The following is a 14,914-nucleotide window of genomic DNA, read 5'->3' on the forward strand; positions in this document are numbered from 1 at the left end:
GGCTCAGCTCCCCCTCACGAGTTTTTCCAGGCTCTTCATGAAGCCCGGCGACGCGGCGGTTTCCACGATCTCGCGGCCGGCCTGGTCGAAGCGGCGCGCATTGCCGTAAGGCTTGCCCTGGCGGTAGGCGATCTCTTCCATCAGCTGACCGTTGGGCCAGAAGCGGCGCAGCGGGCCGTGCAGCACGTTGGCCACGTAGGTGGACGACTGCGCCACGCCGCCGCCCGGCGCGTAGTCGACCACCTCGCCATCGAGCAGCCCGGCGCGGTAGCGTTCGCGCCGCAGCATGCGGCCTTCGTGGAAGTAGCTGGCCTCGCCTTCGAGGCGGCCGGCCGCGTAGGGCAGGCGCGCGGTGACATCGCCTGATTCGGCATACGCCACCGCCTCGCCGTGCAGAACGCCGCGCACGTGCTGCTGCGTCTGCATCAGCTTGCCCGTGGGGTAGTAGGTGCGCGTGATGCCCTCGGCCACGCCGCCAAGGCGCTGCGTTTCCTGCAGCAGCTGGCCGCGCTCGTCGAAGAGCCGCATGGCGCCGTGCGGCAGGCCGGCCTGGTAGGAGGCGTCGAACGCGGGCTTGCCCGGGGCCGAGAAGACCTGCATCGGCCCGTGCGGCAGATCGCCCACGAAGGAGGCGCGCACCACCGTCTGGCCGGCATCGTCGAGCGTCTCGCGCACCACGGCGGCGGGAAGCGCGGCCGGCAGCGCGGCGATGTCGTTGGCGGGGAGGGAGGAAGGAAGTGCCATGGCGCCGCTCAATTGATCTTCACCAGCCCGCCCTTGAGCGTGACCATGCCGCCGCCTTCGACGGCGTTCATGCCCGAAGCCTTGCTGCTGATGGAAGGCGCCTCGTTCGAGAGCGTGGCGCCGCCCTTGGCCGACAGCGCCACGCCGGCTTCGGCCGCGAAGTTCATGCCGGCGTTGGCGCCCAGGTTGGTGCCGGCCTTCAGGTCCAGCGTCTGCGCCGACTTGATGAGCAGCGTGCCCGTCACGTCGATCACCAGGTTGCCCGTGACCTTGAGCTCGTAGTTGCCCGTCACCGTCTGCGTGAAATTGGCCTTGTTGTCGTGTGTCTCGTTGCCGGTGACGTCGAGCGCGCGCGTGCCCTTCACCGAGTGGGTCTCGTTGCCGGTGTCGACCTTGACGGTGCGATTGCCCTTGGTGACGGTGTGCAGCTCGTTGCCGGCCATCACCGTGGTGGTGAGGTCGTTCTCGATTTCCACGCGCATGTCCTTCTGCGCGTGCATGTAGAGCTCCTCGGAGCCCTTCTTGTCCTCGAAGCGCATCTCGTTGCCGGCTTCGCCGGCCTTGGTCGAGCGCGAGCGGATGGTGCTTTGCGACGAGCTGCCCGGCAGGGCGACCGGCGTGGCGTGCGTGCCGTTGTAGACGCTGCCCGAGACCAGCGGCCGGTCGGGGTCGCCGTCGACATAGCTCACGACCACCTCCTGCCCGATGCGCGGCAGGAAGAGCGCGCCCCAGCCTTCGCCGGCCCACATCTGCGAGACGCGGATCCAGCAGGAGCTCTTCTCGTCCTTCCTGCCAAGGCGGTCCCACGGAAACTGCACCTTGATGCGGCCGTGCTGGTCGGTCCATATCTCCTCGCCCGCGGGGCCCACCACCCGCGCCGTGTGGCTGCCCGCCACCACCGGCCGTGGGGTGAGGCGCGGCGGGCGGAAGGGCATGGCCGGGGGCAGGGTCTCGAAGCTGTTGCCGTAGTGCTCCAGGTCGGCGTGGTGCCGCACGCTGTGCACCATGTGCTGCGCGTTGAGGTCTGCGCGCGGATGCTCCTCCAGCGTGAAGGTGGTGCCGGGCGTGAGGTAGTGGCAGTGGCTGTCGCCGCGGCCCGACTGGCTGCGGCTGCGGTATTCGTCCAGGCGGATGCGTGCGCGCGGCTCGCCCGCCGAGATCGCCACGCGCGAGGGGTATTCGTAGTCGGTGCCGCGCCCGGTCTCTGCCTCCTGCTTCTTCAGCAGGCTGGTGTCGGGCGTGAGGAAGTCGTAGTCGTCGACCTCCTGGCCCTTGGTCACCAGCCGGGCGTCGGATTCGAAGCGCGTGACGGCGTGGGCATGCGCGAAGCCTTCCTCGGCGCTGCGCACGACCAGCTTCTCCGCATTCGGGCAGGTGGTGCATGCGGAATTGCTGTCGGCCAGCACCAGCGTGTGCGCGCCGTCCGCGAAGGTGAAGAAGTAGAAGATGCCTTCCTCTTCCATCAGCCGCGAGACGAAGTCGAAGGCCGTCTCGTCGTAGCGCACGCAGTACTCGCGCGGTGCGTAGGTGCCGGTCAGCGATAGCCTGAAGTCCACGCCGAAGTCGCCGAGCACCTTCTGCACGATGTCCGGCGTGCTCAGGTTCTGGTAGATCACGCGGTCGCGGCCCAGCGTGAGCAGCCACATGCGCGGCACCAGTTCGAGCGTGTAGGTCGCGAAGTCGCGGTTGCTGCCCAGGTAGGTGAAGCGCGAGACGATGCCGTTGAAGAAGCGGCTTTCCTTCTCGGGCCGCTGCAGCACCACCGTGGCCGAGGTGCCTATCAGGTCGGCGGCCTGCAGCGTGCTGTTTGGCGAGCGCATGGTGAGCGAGCACGCGAACAGCTGCGACAGGCCCTCGGTGGCCTGGAAGGCGTCGAGCAGCAACTCGTCCGGCCCGAGCGCGGTCTTCACCGTCAGGAAAGCGGCGTGCTGGGTGAAGCCTTCGCGCATGTTCATCGCTTGTTCGTCCCGATCCAGCTCAGCTCAGCGTCGACGGCTCGAAGCCGAAGGCGAAGGCACCGTCCGCGCCCACGCTCATGTGCACGCCGGTGAAGGCCGCGGCCATCGAGATGCGCTCCAGCACCTGGCGCGACAGCTCGGGCAGCACCGCGTGCGCGAGGATGTGGTCGATGTTGCGCGCGCCGCTGTCCACCTCGGTGCAGCGCGCGGTGATGGCGTCTTCCACCTGCTCGTCCCAGGTGAAGCCGGCGTGGTGGTTCAGCGAGAAGCGCCGTGCCAGCTTGCCCAGCTTGAGGGCGACGATGGCGCGGATCTGCCCGTCGCCCAGGTGGTGGTACGGCACCAGCGCCAGCCGGCCCAGGAAGGCGGGGCTGAACTGCTTGAGCAACTCGGGGCGCAGGCGCTCCACCAGCTCCTCGGGGTCGGGCCGGCGCCCGCCCTGCGAAGCCTGCGTGATGACGTCCTGCGCGGCGTTGGAGGTCAGCAGGATCAGCGTGTTCTTAAAGTCGATCGGCACGCCTTCGCCGTCTTCCATCGTGCCCTTGTCGAACACCTGGAAGAAGAGCTCGAGCACGTCGGGGTGCGCCTTCTCCATCTCGTCGAGCAGCACCACGCTGTAGGGCCTGCGGCGCACCGCCTCGGTGAGCACGCCGCCGCGCCCGTAGCCCACGTAGCCGGGCGGCGCGCCCTTGAGGCTGGAGACGGTGTGCGCTTCCTGGAACTCCGACATGTTCACCGTGATGACGTTGCGCTCGCCGCCGTACAGCAGGTCGGCCAGCGCGAAGGCCGTCTCGGTCTTGCCCACGCCGCTCGGGCCCACCAGCATGAACACGCCCACCGGCTTGCCGGGGTCGTCCAGGTCGGCGTGGAAGGTGCGGATGCGCCGCGAGATGGCGTCGAGCGCGTCGTCCTGGCCGACCACGCGCTCGGCCAGCTTTTCCTTCAGGTTGAGCACCGTGTGCAGCTCGTCGGTCATCATCTTGCCGACCGGGATGCCGGTCCAGCCCGAGATGACCTCCGCCACCATCGTGCCGTCCACGCAGACGGGCACCATGGGTTCGTCGTTCTGCAGCGCCTCCAGGCCCTTCTCCAGGCGGCGCAGCGCGGCGGTGAGCAGGGCGGGGTCGTTCTCCTCGTCGGCCGGCGGTGCGTCGCTGCGCAGGCTCTCGGCGATCTTGCGGCGCAGCGCGACGATCTCCATCACCGCGTGCTTCTCCTCGTCGACCTTGTCCGAGAGGCGCTTGTGTTTCTGGCGCAGCGCGTCGAGCCGCGCCGAGAGGGTGGCGATGGCTTCCTGGCGGTCGCTGCCCGTGGCCGCTTCATGGCGCAGCACGCGCAGCTCGCTCTCGCCGGTGGCGATGTCGCGCGCGGCCGATTCGAGCTCGGCCGGCAGCCCGTTCTGGCCGATGGCCACGCGCGCGCAGGTGGTGTCGAGCACGCTGATGGCCTTGTCGGGCAGCTGCCGGCCGGTGATGTAGCGGTGCGAGAGCTTGACGGCTTCGCGCACCGCGTCGTCGACGATCTCCACGCCGTGGTGCTTCTCCAGCGTCTCGACCATGCCGCGCAGCATGTCGATGGCGACTTCCTCGCTGGGCTCTTCCACCTTCACGACCTGGAAGCGCCGCGCCAGCGCCGGGTCGCGCTCCACGTATTTCTTGTACTCGGCCCAGGTGGTGGCGGCGATGGTGCGCAGCTCGCCGCGTGCCAGCGCCGGCTTGAGCAGGTTGGCCGCGTCGCCCTGGCCCTCGGCGCCGCCCGCGCCGATGAGCTGGTGCGCCTCGTCGATGAAGAGGATCACCGGCGTCGGCGATGCCTTGACCTCGGCGATGACCGACTTGAGCCGGTTCTCGAACTCGCCCTTCACGCCGGCCCCGGCCTGCAGCAGCGCGAGGTCGAGCGAGCGCACCGACACCTGGCGCAGCGCGGGCGGCACGTCGCCCTGCACCACGCGCTGAGCGAAGCCTTCGACCACCGCCGTCTTGCCCACGCCGGCCTCGCCGGTGAGGATGGGGTTGTTCTGGCGGCGGCGCAGCAGCACGTCGATGATCTGGCGGATCTCGCCGTCGCGGCCGCGGATCGGGTCGATGGCGCCGTCGCGCGCGAGCTGCGTCATGTCGACCGTGTACTGGTCGAGCGAGGGCGTGGCCGAGCTGCCGCGGCGCGCGGTAGGCATCTGCATCGCGCCGGCTTCGCTCGCCGGCCGTGGCGCGGCGGGCTGGTTCGCGGCGGGTGCGGAGGGTGCCGATGCGATCGGCGCGGCGGCCAGCGCGGCACCCGCCGCATCTTCGGGAGAAGACTGCAGCAGGCCCGCGAGCTCGTCGCGCAGCGAGCCGCGCGGAATCTGCAGCAGCGCGGGCGCGGCATCGACCAGCCGGCCGCGCAGGCGGTCGACCTCGAGCAGCGCCAGCATCAGCGTGCCCGAGCGCACGTGCTGCTGGCCCAGCAGCATCGAGCTCATGAGCCAGGCTTCCTGGAAGAGCGGCGCGAAGTCGGGCGCGAGGCTGGGCGTGCGGCCGTTGCCGCGCTTGAAGGTGTCGAGCGACTTCTGCAGCTGCGCCTGCACCGTGTCGGGCCGGATGCCGAAGCGGCCGAACACCAGCCGCAGGTCGGGCGCCTCGTTGTCCACCAGCTTCATCAGCAGGTGCTCGATGTCGACGTTGTAGTGCGTCTGCTGCACGCACAGCTCGGCGGCCTGTTCCATGGCGCGCTTGCATTCCGGGTTGAGCCGGCCGAGCAGGGTGCGGATGTCGATGTCCATAGGAGTGTTCGGATCAGGCGTGGGGCGCGTCGCCGCGGTCGCTGGTCAGGGTGTGTTGAACGGGCGGCAGCGCGCCGCGGAAGGCCGGTCCGGCGACCCACGAGGTCCAGCCCAGGCGCATCGGGTTGGCTGCGCCGAGCACGCTGCTGCGCGGTTCGGCGGGCGCCAGCCGCAGCTCCATCTCGACCTTCAGGTCCTGCGGGATGAAGCGGCGCACCAGCCACTTGGCGAGTGCGTGGTCGGCGCCCTTGGGCAGCAGCTCGCGCAGCCGCTGCTGGCTCAGGTTGCCGAAGACGAGGCGGATGCCCGCGCCCTGGTCCCACACGCGCTTGCCGAGCACCGCGCCGCCGCCCAGCGGCGTGCGCATGTCCAGCCGCGCCGAGGCATCGGGCTCCAGGCCCAGCCAGCGGCCGCGGAACTGGGTGCCGTCCACCTGCACGCCCAGGCGGTCGCGCAGCAGCGCGAGCAGGGCGGTCATGCCGCGCGGCGCACCACCGAGCAGGCCGGCATGGCGCAGCCACAGGGCGGATCCGTCGGGCGCGCGCACGCCGGCGCGCAGGCCCAGCGCACTGGCGGCGTCGAGCGTGGAAGCCAGCGTGGAGCGCGCGGGCGACTGCGGGTTGAGCGCCACGTGGTGCTTGCGCCGGCTGCGGTAGAGAAAGGCCAGGAAGCGGTGGTTGAAGATGTCGAGGAAATCGCCCGTGGCGTGGTCGCGCTGCTGGCGGCGCTCCAGCAGCATCTCGGTGAAGGGCATCGGCAGCGGGCCGCCGCTGCCGGCCAGCGAGAGCGCGGGCGTGGTGAGCGAGTAGGGCTCGCCGGTGACGGCCTCGGTGCCGACTTCTCGCACGTCGCTGGCCTCGAAGGCGAGCGAGACGAAGGCGTGCAGCCGCACGGCCTCGCGTTCGCGCGGGCCCTGCGAGCGGCCCACGGGCACAGCCTCGGGCGCGGCGCGCTCCAGCAGGCTGATGGCCTGGAACAGGTTGAAGTCCTGCGGGCGGGCGGCGAGTTCTTCGACGATCACAGCACCACCTGCCGGCCCGTCATCGGGGGCCATTGCTTGCGGATCTCCTCGCCGCTGCGCACCGCGAGGCGCACGAAGGAGTTGACCGAGGTGTACATCGCGAAGAAGCGCGCGAGCACCGCCGACATCATGAGCGGCGAGCCGCCGACGAAGGCGTCGTCCTCGAATTCGAGCGTGACCTGCGTGCCCCGGCAGTACCCGCGCCAGGCCTCGGTGCCCACGTGCGCCGTGACGCCGCGCGCGGAGAGCCCCGCGATGCCGCGGATCTGCGCATGGTCGCGGCGGCTGTCGGAGGCGAACAGCAGCAGCATCTCGCGCAGCTGCTCGCGGCCGGTGGAGCCGTCGACCAGCGACTGGTGGTTGAGCGTGAGCAGCGACACCAGCCGCCAGAGCGTTTCGCTGCCCAGCGGCGGATCGCGCTGCGCGGTGGGCTCGTAGAGGCAGTGCACGTGCGTTGGCTGCGGCGGGCCCTCGGCCAGCAGGCGCGCGCCCACGGGCACCTGCTCGGCCAGGCGCCGGTTGGTGCACAGCAGGTGCGCGTAGACCACGGGCTGCGCGGGGCGGGTGTGGGCCTTGCCCTGGTCGACGAAGGACAGGAAGACGTCGGTGCCCGGAATGTTCTGGCGCAGGCAGGGCTCGCGCCGCGCGGACCAGAAGACCGTGCCGTCCTTCGCGCCCGGCGCGCCGTCCACGTGGCCTAGCGCGGCGAAGCCGGGTACGTTCACCGGCTTGTCGGCGTCCGGGTCGGACGCGACCACGGAGACGATGGAGTGCACCTCGGTGGTCGCGTCGCGCTGGCGGTCGGGCACCAGCATGTATTCGTAGTGGCGCTGGTCCATCGCCAGCGGCTCGCTCACGCGCGGGAACAGGTTGACGATGGGCGTGCAGCCGAGCTGGAAGTTGTCGGCGTCGATGTAGCGCAGCGCGCGCGTGGAGCGGTCGAGCTGGAAGGCAATCTCGCAGCGGCGCCCGCCGCCCAGGCGCGATCGCAGGTGATGCAGGTCGAAGAAATGGAACTTGCGCGGGAACGCGAAGTACTCCTGCAAGAGGCCATAGGCAGGCTGCGCGTTGGCGGGCTGCGGCAGAACTTCTTCTCCCTCGGCGAAGCCGACCTCGCGCCAGGCGTCGGCCGGCAGCATCTGCGCCATGCCGCCTTCGGGAACGACGGCCACCGACTTCACCCCGGACACCAGCGCGTCATACAGCGGCATGGTGGTCATCCAGTCGCCCTGCAGGTGGATGCGCAGGCTGTCGATCTCCAGCTCGGAGAAGTCGGTCTGCTCCTCGCATTCGAGCGCGAGCCGCAGCACGGCGTCGGTATCGATGGCGGCACGCGTGATTCGCAGCGGCCACAGCAGGGTGTCCCAGGCGGTGCGGAAGCGGCAGTCCTGGGAGGAAGCACCTGGCGTGTGCGGCGATGTGCGCGCGTGCAGCATCGTGTGGCGCGGCACGCGAAAGCCCGCCGTGACCTTGCCCTGCGCCGGATCGAGGCCGAACTGCGCCACCGACATCGACGGCAGCGGCTGCACGAGCGAAGGGCAGAGGTTGTCGAGCAGGGCGTAGGCGACGTCGGGAAATTCCTGGTCGAGGTCGCGGTGAACGCGCGCCGACAGGAAGGCCACCGACTCGATCAGCCGTTCGGTGTGCGGGTCGAGCGATTCGCCGCCGTGCAGCGAGAGGCGCGATGCGACCTTGGGGTAGCGCTGGGCGAAGTCCGCACCCTGTCCTCGCAGGTAGGACAGCTCGCGCTTGTAGTACTGCAGCAGGTCGCTGTGCTGGATGTCGGACACGTCAGGCGACTTTCATCAGGCTGTCCGGCGTGCCCAGGAGCATCTCGAAGTCCACGCGGCGCAGCGCGAGCCCGGCGCGCGCCTGCGCGCCGATGCGCACCAGCGCCACCTCGTGCCGGTTGGGCGCGGGGCTGACCTGCACGCTCACTTCCGACAAGCGCGGCTCGTAGCGCGAAACGGCCGTGCGCAGAAGCGCGGCCAACCTCTGCAGGTCGGCCGCGTTCTGCGAGCTGAACACGGAAAAGTCGGGAATGCCGTACTCCAGGACGGTGCCGCTGCCTTGCGCGTAGTCATCCGCCGAAAGCGGCGAGCGCGTGTTGAAGAGCCGGCGCAGCTCACGGCCGATGGAGTCCTGCACGGACTCCATCGTCTCGAGATGCGCGGCCCCCCGCACGTGCTCGGACTGCGCGGACGCCAACCGGTCGAACAGGGGGGCGACGCCCCCTTTGACGAGTTCGGACACGGTGGTTAGCGCCCGGGGTCAGCGGCGCCTCATCAGGCCACCGCGACGTTCTTCGAGATGTCCCAGCCGAACGGTGCGACGCCTTCCTGGCCGCCTTCTTCCTTCTGCTTCGTGTAGTCGACCTTGATGGCCGCGTAGTTCAGGGAGATGCTTTCGGAAGGCAGGTCGCCGCCGCTGGAGACCGAGAAGCCGCTGAGGATCACGTCGGTCAGCGTCACCACCATCAGGGGCAGCAGGCCGCTCTTGTCCTCGCGCGGGAATGTGATGACGGTGTCGCCCGCGAACACCTCGCCGCCGGCGAGCTTCTGCAGCAGCTGGGGCGTGGCCGAGTCGCTGATGCGCGTCACCGTGATCTCGGAGAAGCTGGGCTTGCCCGCGGTGCGTTCCTGGTTGGAGGTGCCCGAGGTCACGGCCAGGCCGGCGCCGAACTGGAAGCTCTGCACTTCCATTTCGTCCTTGTGGCCTTCGATCTGGGTCTGGCCGGTGACGCCCGGCATCTTGAGGTAGATAGGCATTTTCGAGAATTCTTTCTTTCAGTCGGTATGTCGACGTTGATTGAGACGGTGCGGTGCGATCAGGCGGCGGCTGCCGGCAGGTCGGCCACCAGGCGGATCGAGGCCGAGAGTTCCTCGAGCTGGAAGTGCGGCTTCAGGAAGGCGATGGCGCGGTACGAGCCCGGCTTGCCCGGCACCTCGGTCACGTCCACGCGGGCCTGGCTCAGCGGGTACTTGGCCTTCATGGCCTGCGGCGCCGAGGGGCTCACCAGCACGTAGTTCGCGACCCAGTTGTTCAGGTGCTTCTGCATGTCGGCCTGCGTCTGGAAGCTGCCGATCTTGTCGCGCACGATCACCTTCAGGTAGTGGGCGAAGCGCGACGCGGCCAGGATGTAGGGCAGGCGTGCCGACACTGCCGCGTTGGCATTGGCCGCGTCCTTGTCGTACACCTTGGGCCTGTTGACGGTCTGGCCGCCGAAGAAGGCGGCGGTGTTCGAGCCCTTGGAGTTGACGATGGCGATGAAGCCCAGGTCGCTCAGTTCCTTCTCGCGGCGGTCGGTGATGGTCACTTCCGTCGGCGGCTTCAGGGCGATGTCGCCTTCGTCCGTCTTGTAGGCGTGGGCCACCATGCCGTCGACCTTGCCGCCGCCTTCCACGCCGCGGATGGCCGTGGTCCAGCCGTACAGCGAGTGCGCCTGCGTGATGCGAAGGCCGAGCTGGTAGGCCGCGTTGGCCCACAGGTACTTGCCGTGGTCGGTGCCGTCCACGTCTTCCTCGTAGTTGAAGTTCTCCACGGGGATGGTCTTGGCGCCGTAGGGCAGGCGGGCCGCGTAGCTGGGCAGCACCAGCGACACATAGCGCGAATCTTCCGAATCGCGGAAGCCGCGCCACGAGGCGAGCTCGGCGCTCTCGAAGGTCTTGGACAGGTCGCGCGGAACGCCCAGTTCGGTGAAAGACTTGAAGTCGAACAGGGCCGGGGCGGCGGCGGCGATGAAGGGCGCGTGCGCGGCGGCGGCCACGCGGGAGATGCGCTCCAGCAGGGCGATGTCCTGCGGATGGCGGCCGAAGTAGTAGTCGCCGATCAGCAGCGAGTAGGGATGGCCGCCGTAGGTGCCGTATTCCTCTTCGTAGATCTTCTTGAAGAGCACGCTGGTGTCGTGGTCGACGGCGCCTTCCAGGTCCTTCAGCAGGTCCTTCTTGCTCACGTTGAGCAGGCGCAGCTTGAGGTTGCTGCCGGTCTCGGTGCCGAACACCATGTCGTGCAGGCCGCGCCAGGAGGCTTCGAGGGCCTGGAACTCGGGGGCGTGCAGGATCGCGTTGAGCTGGTCGGTCAGCAGGCGGTCGATCTCGGCGACGCGCTCGTTGATCAGCGTGACCACGCCCTTGTCGGGGCTGGTCTTCATGCCTTCGTCGAGGATCTGCGAAGCCAGCTGGCCGATCAGCTTCTTCGCATAGGCGCCCTGCGAGGGCTCGGTCGTCATGTTGCCTTCGTAGACGATCTTGTCGAGCAGGCTCATGTCACTGGTCGTGACGGTGGTTGCTGCTGCGCTGCCGGCTTCGGCGGCTTTGGATTTGTTGGCCATCTCTATCACCATTCATGAAGTGCCGGACTGCGCCGCGAGGGGCAGCGGCCGGCGTGGTTGATCACGCTGCCGGTGCTTCGGCTTCGGAGGAGGTCTGGGCAGCGGCTTCCGCGGAAGCCGAAGCCGAGGCTTGTGCCGGTGCCACGTCGGCTTCCGCCTTGGCCTGGCTCTGGACCGTCTTGAGGTCTTCGCTGTTCTGCACCACGCGCTCGAGCAGGCCGTCGAGTTCGTCGTTGCCGTCGAGCTTGGCCAGCAGGTCGCGCAACTGCTGGCGCGCCTCGAGCAGCTTGGCCAGGCGTGGCACCTGGCTCACGATGGCTTCGGGATGGAAGTCGCCGAACTCCTTGAAGTTCAGTTCGATCTTCAGGTTGCCTTCGCCCTTCATGGTGTCGGGCACCGAGAGGTCCAGGCGCGGGGAGATGTTGCCCATCACGCCGTCGAAGTTGTCGCGGTCGATCTCGACGAAGCGGCGCTCCTTGAGCTTGGGCAGCGGCTGCGCGGGCTGGCCCGACAGGTCGGCCAGCAGGCCCACCACGAGCGGCAGCTCCTTCTTTTCGACTGCGTCACCGATCTCGACGTCATAGGTGATCTGGACGCGCGGAGGACGATTGCGTCCCACCCATTTTTGCAAGCTGTTCGACATTGTTCGCTCTCAGAAAAGGTTGAATTGACAAGAACACACGTTGGTGTCTTCGACGCTGCTGCGCCTTGTGGAAGCGCCCGCGCGGCCCGTTGCCGTTGCAGTCCCGGCATGCATTGAGACGAACGAAAGATACAAATCGAGATATCTGCTCACAATCCCCAGAATTGGGTAGGTACCCCATGAAGCGGGTAAAACCGCGCGAGAAAGCAAGCCATCGATCCGTAGAAAATCGTGTAATTGAGCGTTTTGTCACGCAATTGACGCGCAAAAGGCCGGCGTGGTAACGCAGACGCGCGCGAGCAAGCGCCTCCGGTCACGCGGATGACCAAGAAAGGCGAAGCGGAGGATGGCCGCGAACCGGCCGGGTTACGCGGAAAAGAGGGCTATTTGTAACAGCCGATGGAGGGTGCCGATGCGCGGCCGCGGGGCTCGCGCGCAGGGAAGACGCAGCTGCGTCTTCCTACAGTTCGATGAATGCCGAGGTGGCCTTGTTGAGTGCCAGCATGCCCTTGGCCGTGATCGATTCGACCTGGGCGAGCTGGCGGATCGCGCGCTCGTCGGGCGCACGCTCCGAAGGCGGGATGAATGCTGTCACCAACTCTGCCGCACGCAGCACGCGCAGCCTGTCGATGTCGGCCGGCGTGTGGATGACATATGGCAATTTCTGCTCGGCGATGACCCGAAGAAATTCCATGGACATGAGCCGTCTCCTTTTGGTTGAGGGCGTTTCGGACATTGTGCGCACAAACAATTAGCGTTGTCTAAACCCTGTGCCGTGCGTGCCTTTCCTCGCGTGTACCGAAGTGTTCCTTTCGCAAAGAGAAGGGGACGAAGGTGCCAGTTTGTTTCCGGCGACCTGCCGCAGGCCTGACCGGTGCGCAGGCTGGTCGATGCCTAGTTGATGGCCTGCACGGGCCACTCGGCGGTGTCCGGCATCACGATGTGCCAGCGCACCGGATCGATGCCTTCGAAGGTCGCGCGATAGCGCTCGGAAGTGCGGCCTTCGCCCGTCACGTCACGGATCACGATGCTGTCGATGCGCCGAGGATGCGAGCGAAACGTTTGCGCGTAGATCTCGGGATCGGCTTCGCCCGAATCGCCCACCAGCACGAAGCGTCGCTGCGGAAATTCCGCGAGCAGCCGGCCGATCACGCCGAGCTTGTGCGCGCGCGAATCGTCGTCGCCCGGAATGAGCGTGCGCCACGTCGTGCTCTCGCGCAGGTGCATGCTGCCCTGCGGGAAGTCCGCGTTGCGGATGAAGTCCGACAGCGCCGGATACAACTGTATGGGACTCGCCGAGAGATAGTGGAAGCGCGTGCCCGGCACCTTCGCCAGTGCGCGATACCAGCCCGCCATGCGAGGCGCCGCCTCGAAGCGGCGGGCGAAGGTGTTGAGCAGCATCTCGCGCCGCTCGCGCACCTGCGTGCGCTTGATGGTGTCGTCGATGTCCGAGATGACCGACACACCCTGCTCGGGCACCACGAGCGCGTGCCCCCTGAAGCGGTGCAGCAACTCGCCCGGACCGGTCACGCCGTGGAACTGCACCCACTCCTGCGGCGAGGGCGAAGTCGGCAGCAGCGGTGCGCGCGGCGTGTCGATCACGACGCGCAGGTTGCAGCGGCCATCCTTGCCCGATGGCGGCATCGTCACGCGCGTGCGCCCGCCTTCGAAATCGACGTCGATCACCTTGCCTTCCTCCGACTCCGCGTGGAAGAGCGCGGTGCGCTGGTTGAAGCGCAGGCGCGCCGCGGGTGAGAGCTTCTTCAGGCTGAGGCCCAGGTAGCGCGCGAAGGCCGCGTTGAGGCCCCAGCGGTTCTCGCGCTCGAAGATCCATGCGTGGATGTCGACCTCGATGCGGCCATCGATGGTGGGGCGCGCCGTGCCGGTCATGAAGAGCGCTTCCTCGTCGGGCTCCAGTGGCTCGGCCGCCTGCACAGCTCGCATCGGCGCGAGGCCCGCGAGAAGGACCGCGCCGGCGATCACCGAGCGGCGTCGCAAGCCGGGCGGAAGTGGCCGGTGCGCAACGCCTTCGCTCATGCCTGTTCGTCTATTTGTTCGCCGCGGCAGCGATGCGCTCGTAGGTCACGAAGCTGAAGCCCAGGCCGTCCTTGGCCGAGACATGCGATTCGCGCTGCGTCTCGCGCCAGGAGGCGGCATCGAGCTCGGGGGCGTATGCGTCGCCTTCGTACTCGCGGGCAACTTCCGTCACCACAGCGCGCTGGGCGAGCGGCGCGGCCTCTGCGTAGATCTGCGCGCCGCCGATGACCCAGACGGTATCGACCTCGGGCTGTTCGCAAAGAGCGAGCGCCTCCTGCAGGCTGCCCGCGCGCTGCGCGCCCTCGGCCTGCCAGTCGGCCTGCCGCGTGACAACGATGTTGCGCCGGCCCGGCAGCGGTCGGAAGCGCGGCGGCAGCGAGTCCCAGGTCTTGCGGCCCATGATCACCGGCGCGCCTGCGGTCTGCTGCTTGAAGTGCGCCATGTCCTCCGGGATGTGCCAGGGAATGGTGTTGTTCAAGCCGATCACGCCGTTGGCGGCGCGGGCGAAGATGATGTTGATGCGGGGCTTGCTCATACCGCCACAGGTGCCTTGATCGCCTCGTGATGCCGGTAGTCGAGCACTTCGAAGTCCTCGTACTGGTAGTCGAAGATCGACGCCGGCTTGCGCTTGATGTTCAGCGTGGGGTAGGGGTAGGGTGTGCGGCTGAGCTGCAACGCCACCTGTTCGGCGTGGTTGCTGTAGATGTGGCAGTCGCCGCCGGTCCAGATGAAGTCGCCCACGTCGAGGTCGCACTGCTGCGCGATCATGTGCGTGAGCAGCGCATAGCTCGCGATGTTGAAGGGCACGCCCAGGAAGATGTCGGCGCTGCGCTGGTAGAGCTGGCAGCTGAGCTTTCCGCGTTCGCCCTCGCCCTGCGGCGGCGCCACGTAGAACTGGAAGAAGGCATGGCAGGGCATGAGCGCCATCTTCGAGAGCTCTGCCACGTTCCATGCGCTCACGATGATGCGGCGCGAATCGGGGTTGGTCTTCAGCGTCTTGACGACTTCGGAAATCTGGTCGATGTGGCCGCCATCGGGGGTGGGCCAGCTGCGCCACTGCACGCCGTAAACGGGGCCGAGGTCGCCGTCCTCGCGCGCCCACTCGTCCCAGATGGTGACGCCGCGCTCCTTGAGCCAGTTGTTGTTGCTGGAGCCGGTGAGGAACCACAGCAGCTCCTGGATGATGGACTTCAGGTGCACCTTCTTGGTGGTCACCAGCGGGAAGCCCTCGTTCAGGTCGAAGCGCATCTGGTGGCCGAACACGCTCCTGGTGCCCGTGCCCGTGCGGTCGCTCTTGAAGACGCCATGGGTATCGACATGGCGCATGAAATCTTCGTACTGGGAGCGGACGGGGCGGGCGGGCGTGGAGGTCATGGACGAAAGGCTTCCGGGGGATCTGGCGGGAGGCTTCGAATTTTAAGTG

The 14,914-nt window shown here is 68.1% G+C and carries 13 protein-coding genes; all 13 read right to left on the reverse strand.

The window, feature by feature from the left end:
• Positions 1 to 3: 3 nt before the first annotated feature.
• A complete protein-coding gene (locus tag ABL843_RS09805) occupies positions 4 to 744 on the reverse strand; it encodes a toxin-antitoxin system YwqK family antitoxin (protein ID WP_369658902.1) in 741 nt (246 codons plus the stop codon).
• 8 nt (positions 745 to 752) lie between these two features.
• Positions 753 to 2,699, reverse strand: coding sequence for a type VI secretion system Vgr family protein (locus ABL843_RS09810; RefSeq protein ID WP_418119726.1), 1,947 nt, complete (start codon positions 2,697 to 2,699; stop codon positions 753 to 755).
• A gap of 22 nt (positions 2,700 to 2,721) precedes the next feature.
• Positions 2,722 to 5,460 (reverse strand): type VI secretion system ATPase TssH, encoded by a 2,739-nt coding sequence (gene tssH / locus ABL843_RS09815; RefSeq protein WP_418119727.1) that lies wholly within the window; start codon positions 5,458 to 5,460, stop codon positions 2,722 to 2,724.
• Between the two features lie 13 nt (positions 5,461 to 5,473).
• The gene (gene tssG / locus ABL843_RS09820) at positions 5,474 to 6,514 is read right to left on the reverse strand and encodes a type VI secretion system baseplate subunit TssG (RefSeq protein ID WP_418119728.1); all 1,041 of its coding nucleotides are present in this window, start codon (positions 6,512 to 6,514) and stop codon (positions 5,474 to 5,476) included.
• Positions 6,478 to 8,262 (reverse strand): type VI secretion system baseplate subunit TssF, encoded by a 1,785-nt coding sequence (gene tssF / locus ABL843_RS09825; RefSeq protein WP_418120456.1) that lies wholly within the window; start codon positions 8,260 to 8,262, stop codon positions 6,478 to 6,480. The genes tssG and tssF overlap by 37 nt, the downstream gene beginning before the upstream one ends.
• Before the next feature lie 10 nt (positions 8,263 to 8,272).
• Positions 8,273 to 8,734, reverse strand: a complete 462-nt coding sequence (gene tssE / locus ABL843_RS09830) for a type VI secretion system baseplate subunit TssE (protein WP_126024615.1) — start codon at positions 8,732 to 8,734, stop codon at positions 8,273 to 8,275.
• A 32-nt stretch (positions 8,735 to 8,766) separates the two neighbouring features.
• Positions 8,767 to 9,249, reverse strand: a complete 483-nt coding sequence (locus tag ABL843_RS09835; protein ID WP_126024616.1) for an Hcp family type VI secretion system effector — start codon at positions 9,247 to 9,249, stop codon at positions 8,767 to 8,769.
• 59 nt (positions 9,250 to 9,308) lie between these two features.
• Positions 9,309 to 10,811 (reverse strand): type VI secretion system contractile sheath large subunit, encoded by a 1,503-nt coding sequence (gene tssC / locus ABL843_RS09840; RefSeq protein ID WP_126024617.1) that lies wholly within the window; start codon positions 10,809 to 10,811, stop codon positions 9,309 to 9,311.
• A gap of 61 nt (positions 10,812 to 10,872) precedes the next feature.
• On the reverse strand, positions 10,873 to 11,454 hold the full coding sequence (gene tssB / locus ABL843_RS09845; RefSeq protein WP_126024618.1) for a type VI secretion system contractile sheath small subunit: 582 nt from the start codon (positions 11,452 to 11,454) through the stop codon (positions 10,873 to 10,875).
• A gap of 460 nt (positions 11,455 to 11,914) precedes the next feature.
• Positions 11,915 to 12,154: a hypothetical protein gene (locus ABL843_RS09850; RefSeq protein ID WP_126024619.1), complete on the reverse strand. Its 240-nt coding sequence runs from the start codon at positions 12,152 to 12,154 to the stop codon at positions 11,915 to 11,917.
• Between the two features lie 194 nt (positions 12,155 to 12,348).
• On the reverse strand, positions 12,349 to 13,491 hold the full coding sequence (locus tag ABL843_RS09855; RefSeq protein ID WP_369658896.1) for a phosphatidate phosphatase App1 family protein: 1,143 nt from the start codon (positions 13,489 to 13,491) through the stop codon (positions 12,349 to 12,351).
• Between the two features lie 10 nt (positions 13,492 to 13,501).
• Entirely contained in the window at positions 13,502 to 14,026 is a 525-nt protein-coding gene (locus ABL843_RS09860; RefSeq protein WP_418119729.1) for a dihydrofolate reductase, read from the reverse strand.
• Positions 14,023 to 14,865 carry a thymidylate synthase gene (locus ABL843_RS09865; RefSeq protein ID WP_418119730.1) on the reverse strand — a complete coding sequence of 281 codons (843 nt, stop codon included), beginning with the start codon at positions 14,863 to 14,865 and terminating at the stop codon, positions 14,023 to 14,025. Before ABL843_RS09865 ends, ABL843_RS09860 begins: the two co-directional genes overlap by 4 nt.
• Positions 14,866 to 14,914 lie beyond the last annotated feature (49 nt).

This window comes from Variovorax sp. 350MFTsu5.1 (assembly GCF_048302515.1).
Taxonomy (GTDB): Bacteria; Pseudomonadota; Gammaproteobacteria; order Burkholderiales; family Burkholderiaceae_C; genus Variovorax; species Variovorax guangxiensis.

Coding starts and splice junctions, on each gene's coding strand:
- tssH (WP_418119727.1), bottom strand. CDS start 5,460: ATGGACATCGACATCCGCACCCTGCTCGGCCGGCTCAACCCGGAATGC.
- ABL843_RS09865 (WP_418119730.1), bottom strand. CDS start 14,865: ATGACCTCCACGCCCGCCCGCCCCGTCCGCTCCCAGTACGAAGATTTC.
- tssC (WP_126024617.1), bottom strand. CDS start 10,811: ATGGCCAACAAATCCAAAGCCGCCGAAGCCGGCAGCGCAGCAGCAACC.
- ABL843_RS09810 (WP_418119726.1), bottom strand. CDS start 2,699: ATGAACATGCGCGAAGGCTTCACCCAGCACGCCGCTTTCCTGACGGTG.
- ABL843_RS09805 (WP_369658902.1), bottom strand. CDS start 744: ATGGCACTTCCTTCCTCCCTCCCCGCCAACGACATCGCCGCGCTGCCG.
- ABL843_RS09855 (WP_369658896.1), bottom strand. CDS start 13,491: ATGAGCGAAGGCGTTGCGCACCGGCCACTTCCGCCCGGCTTGCGACGC.
- tssB (WP_126024618.1), bottom strand. CDS start 11,454: ATGTCGAACAGCTTGCAAAAATGGGTGGGACGCAATCGTCCTCCGCGC.
- ABL843_RS09860 (WP_418119729.1), bottom strand. CDS start 14,026: ATGAGCAAGCCCCGCATCAACATCATCTTCGCCCGCGCCGCCAACGGC.
- tssG (WP_418119728.1), bottom strand. CDS start 6,514: ATGGCCCCCGATGACGGGCCGGCAGGTGGTGCTGTGATCGTCGAAGAA.
- ABL843_RS09850 (WP_126024619.1), bottom strand. CDS start 12,154: ATGTCCATGGAATTTCTTCGGGTCATCGCCGAGCAGAAATTGCCATAT.
- ABL843_RS09835 (WP_126024616.1), bottom strand. CDS start 9,249: ATGCCTATCTACCTCAAGATGCCGGGCGTCACCGGCCAGACCCAGATC.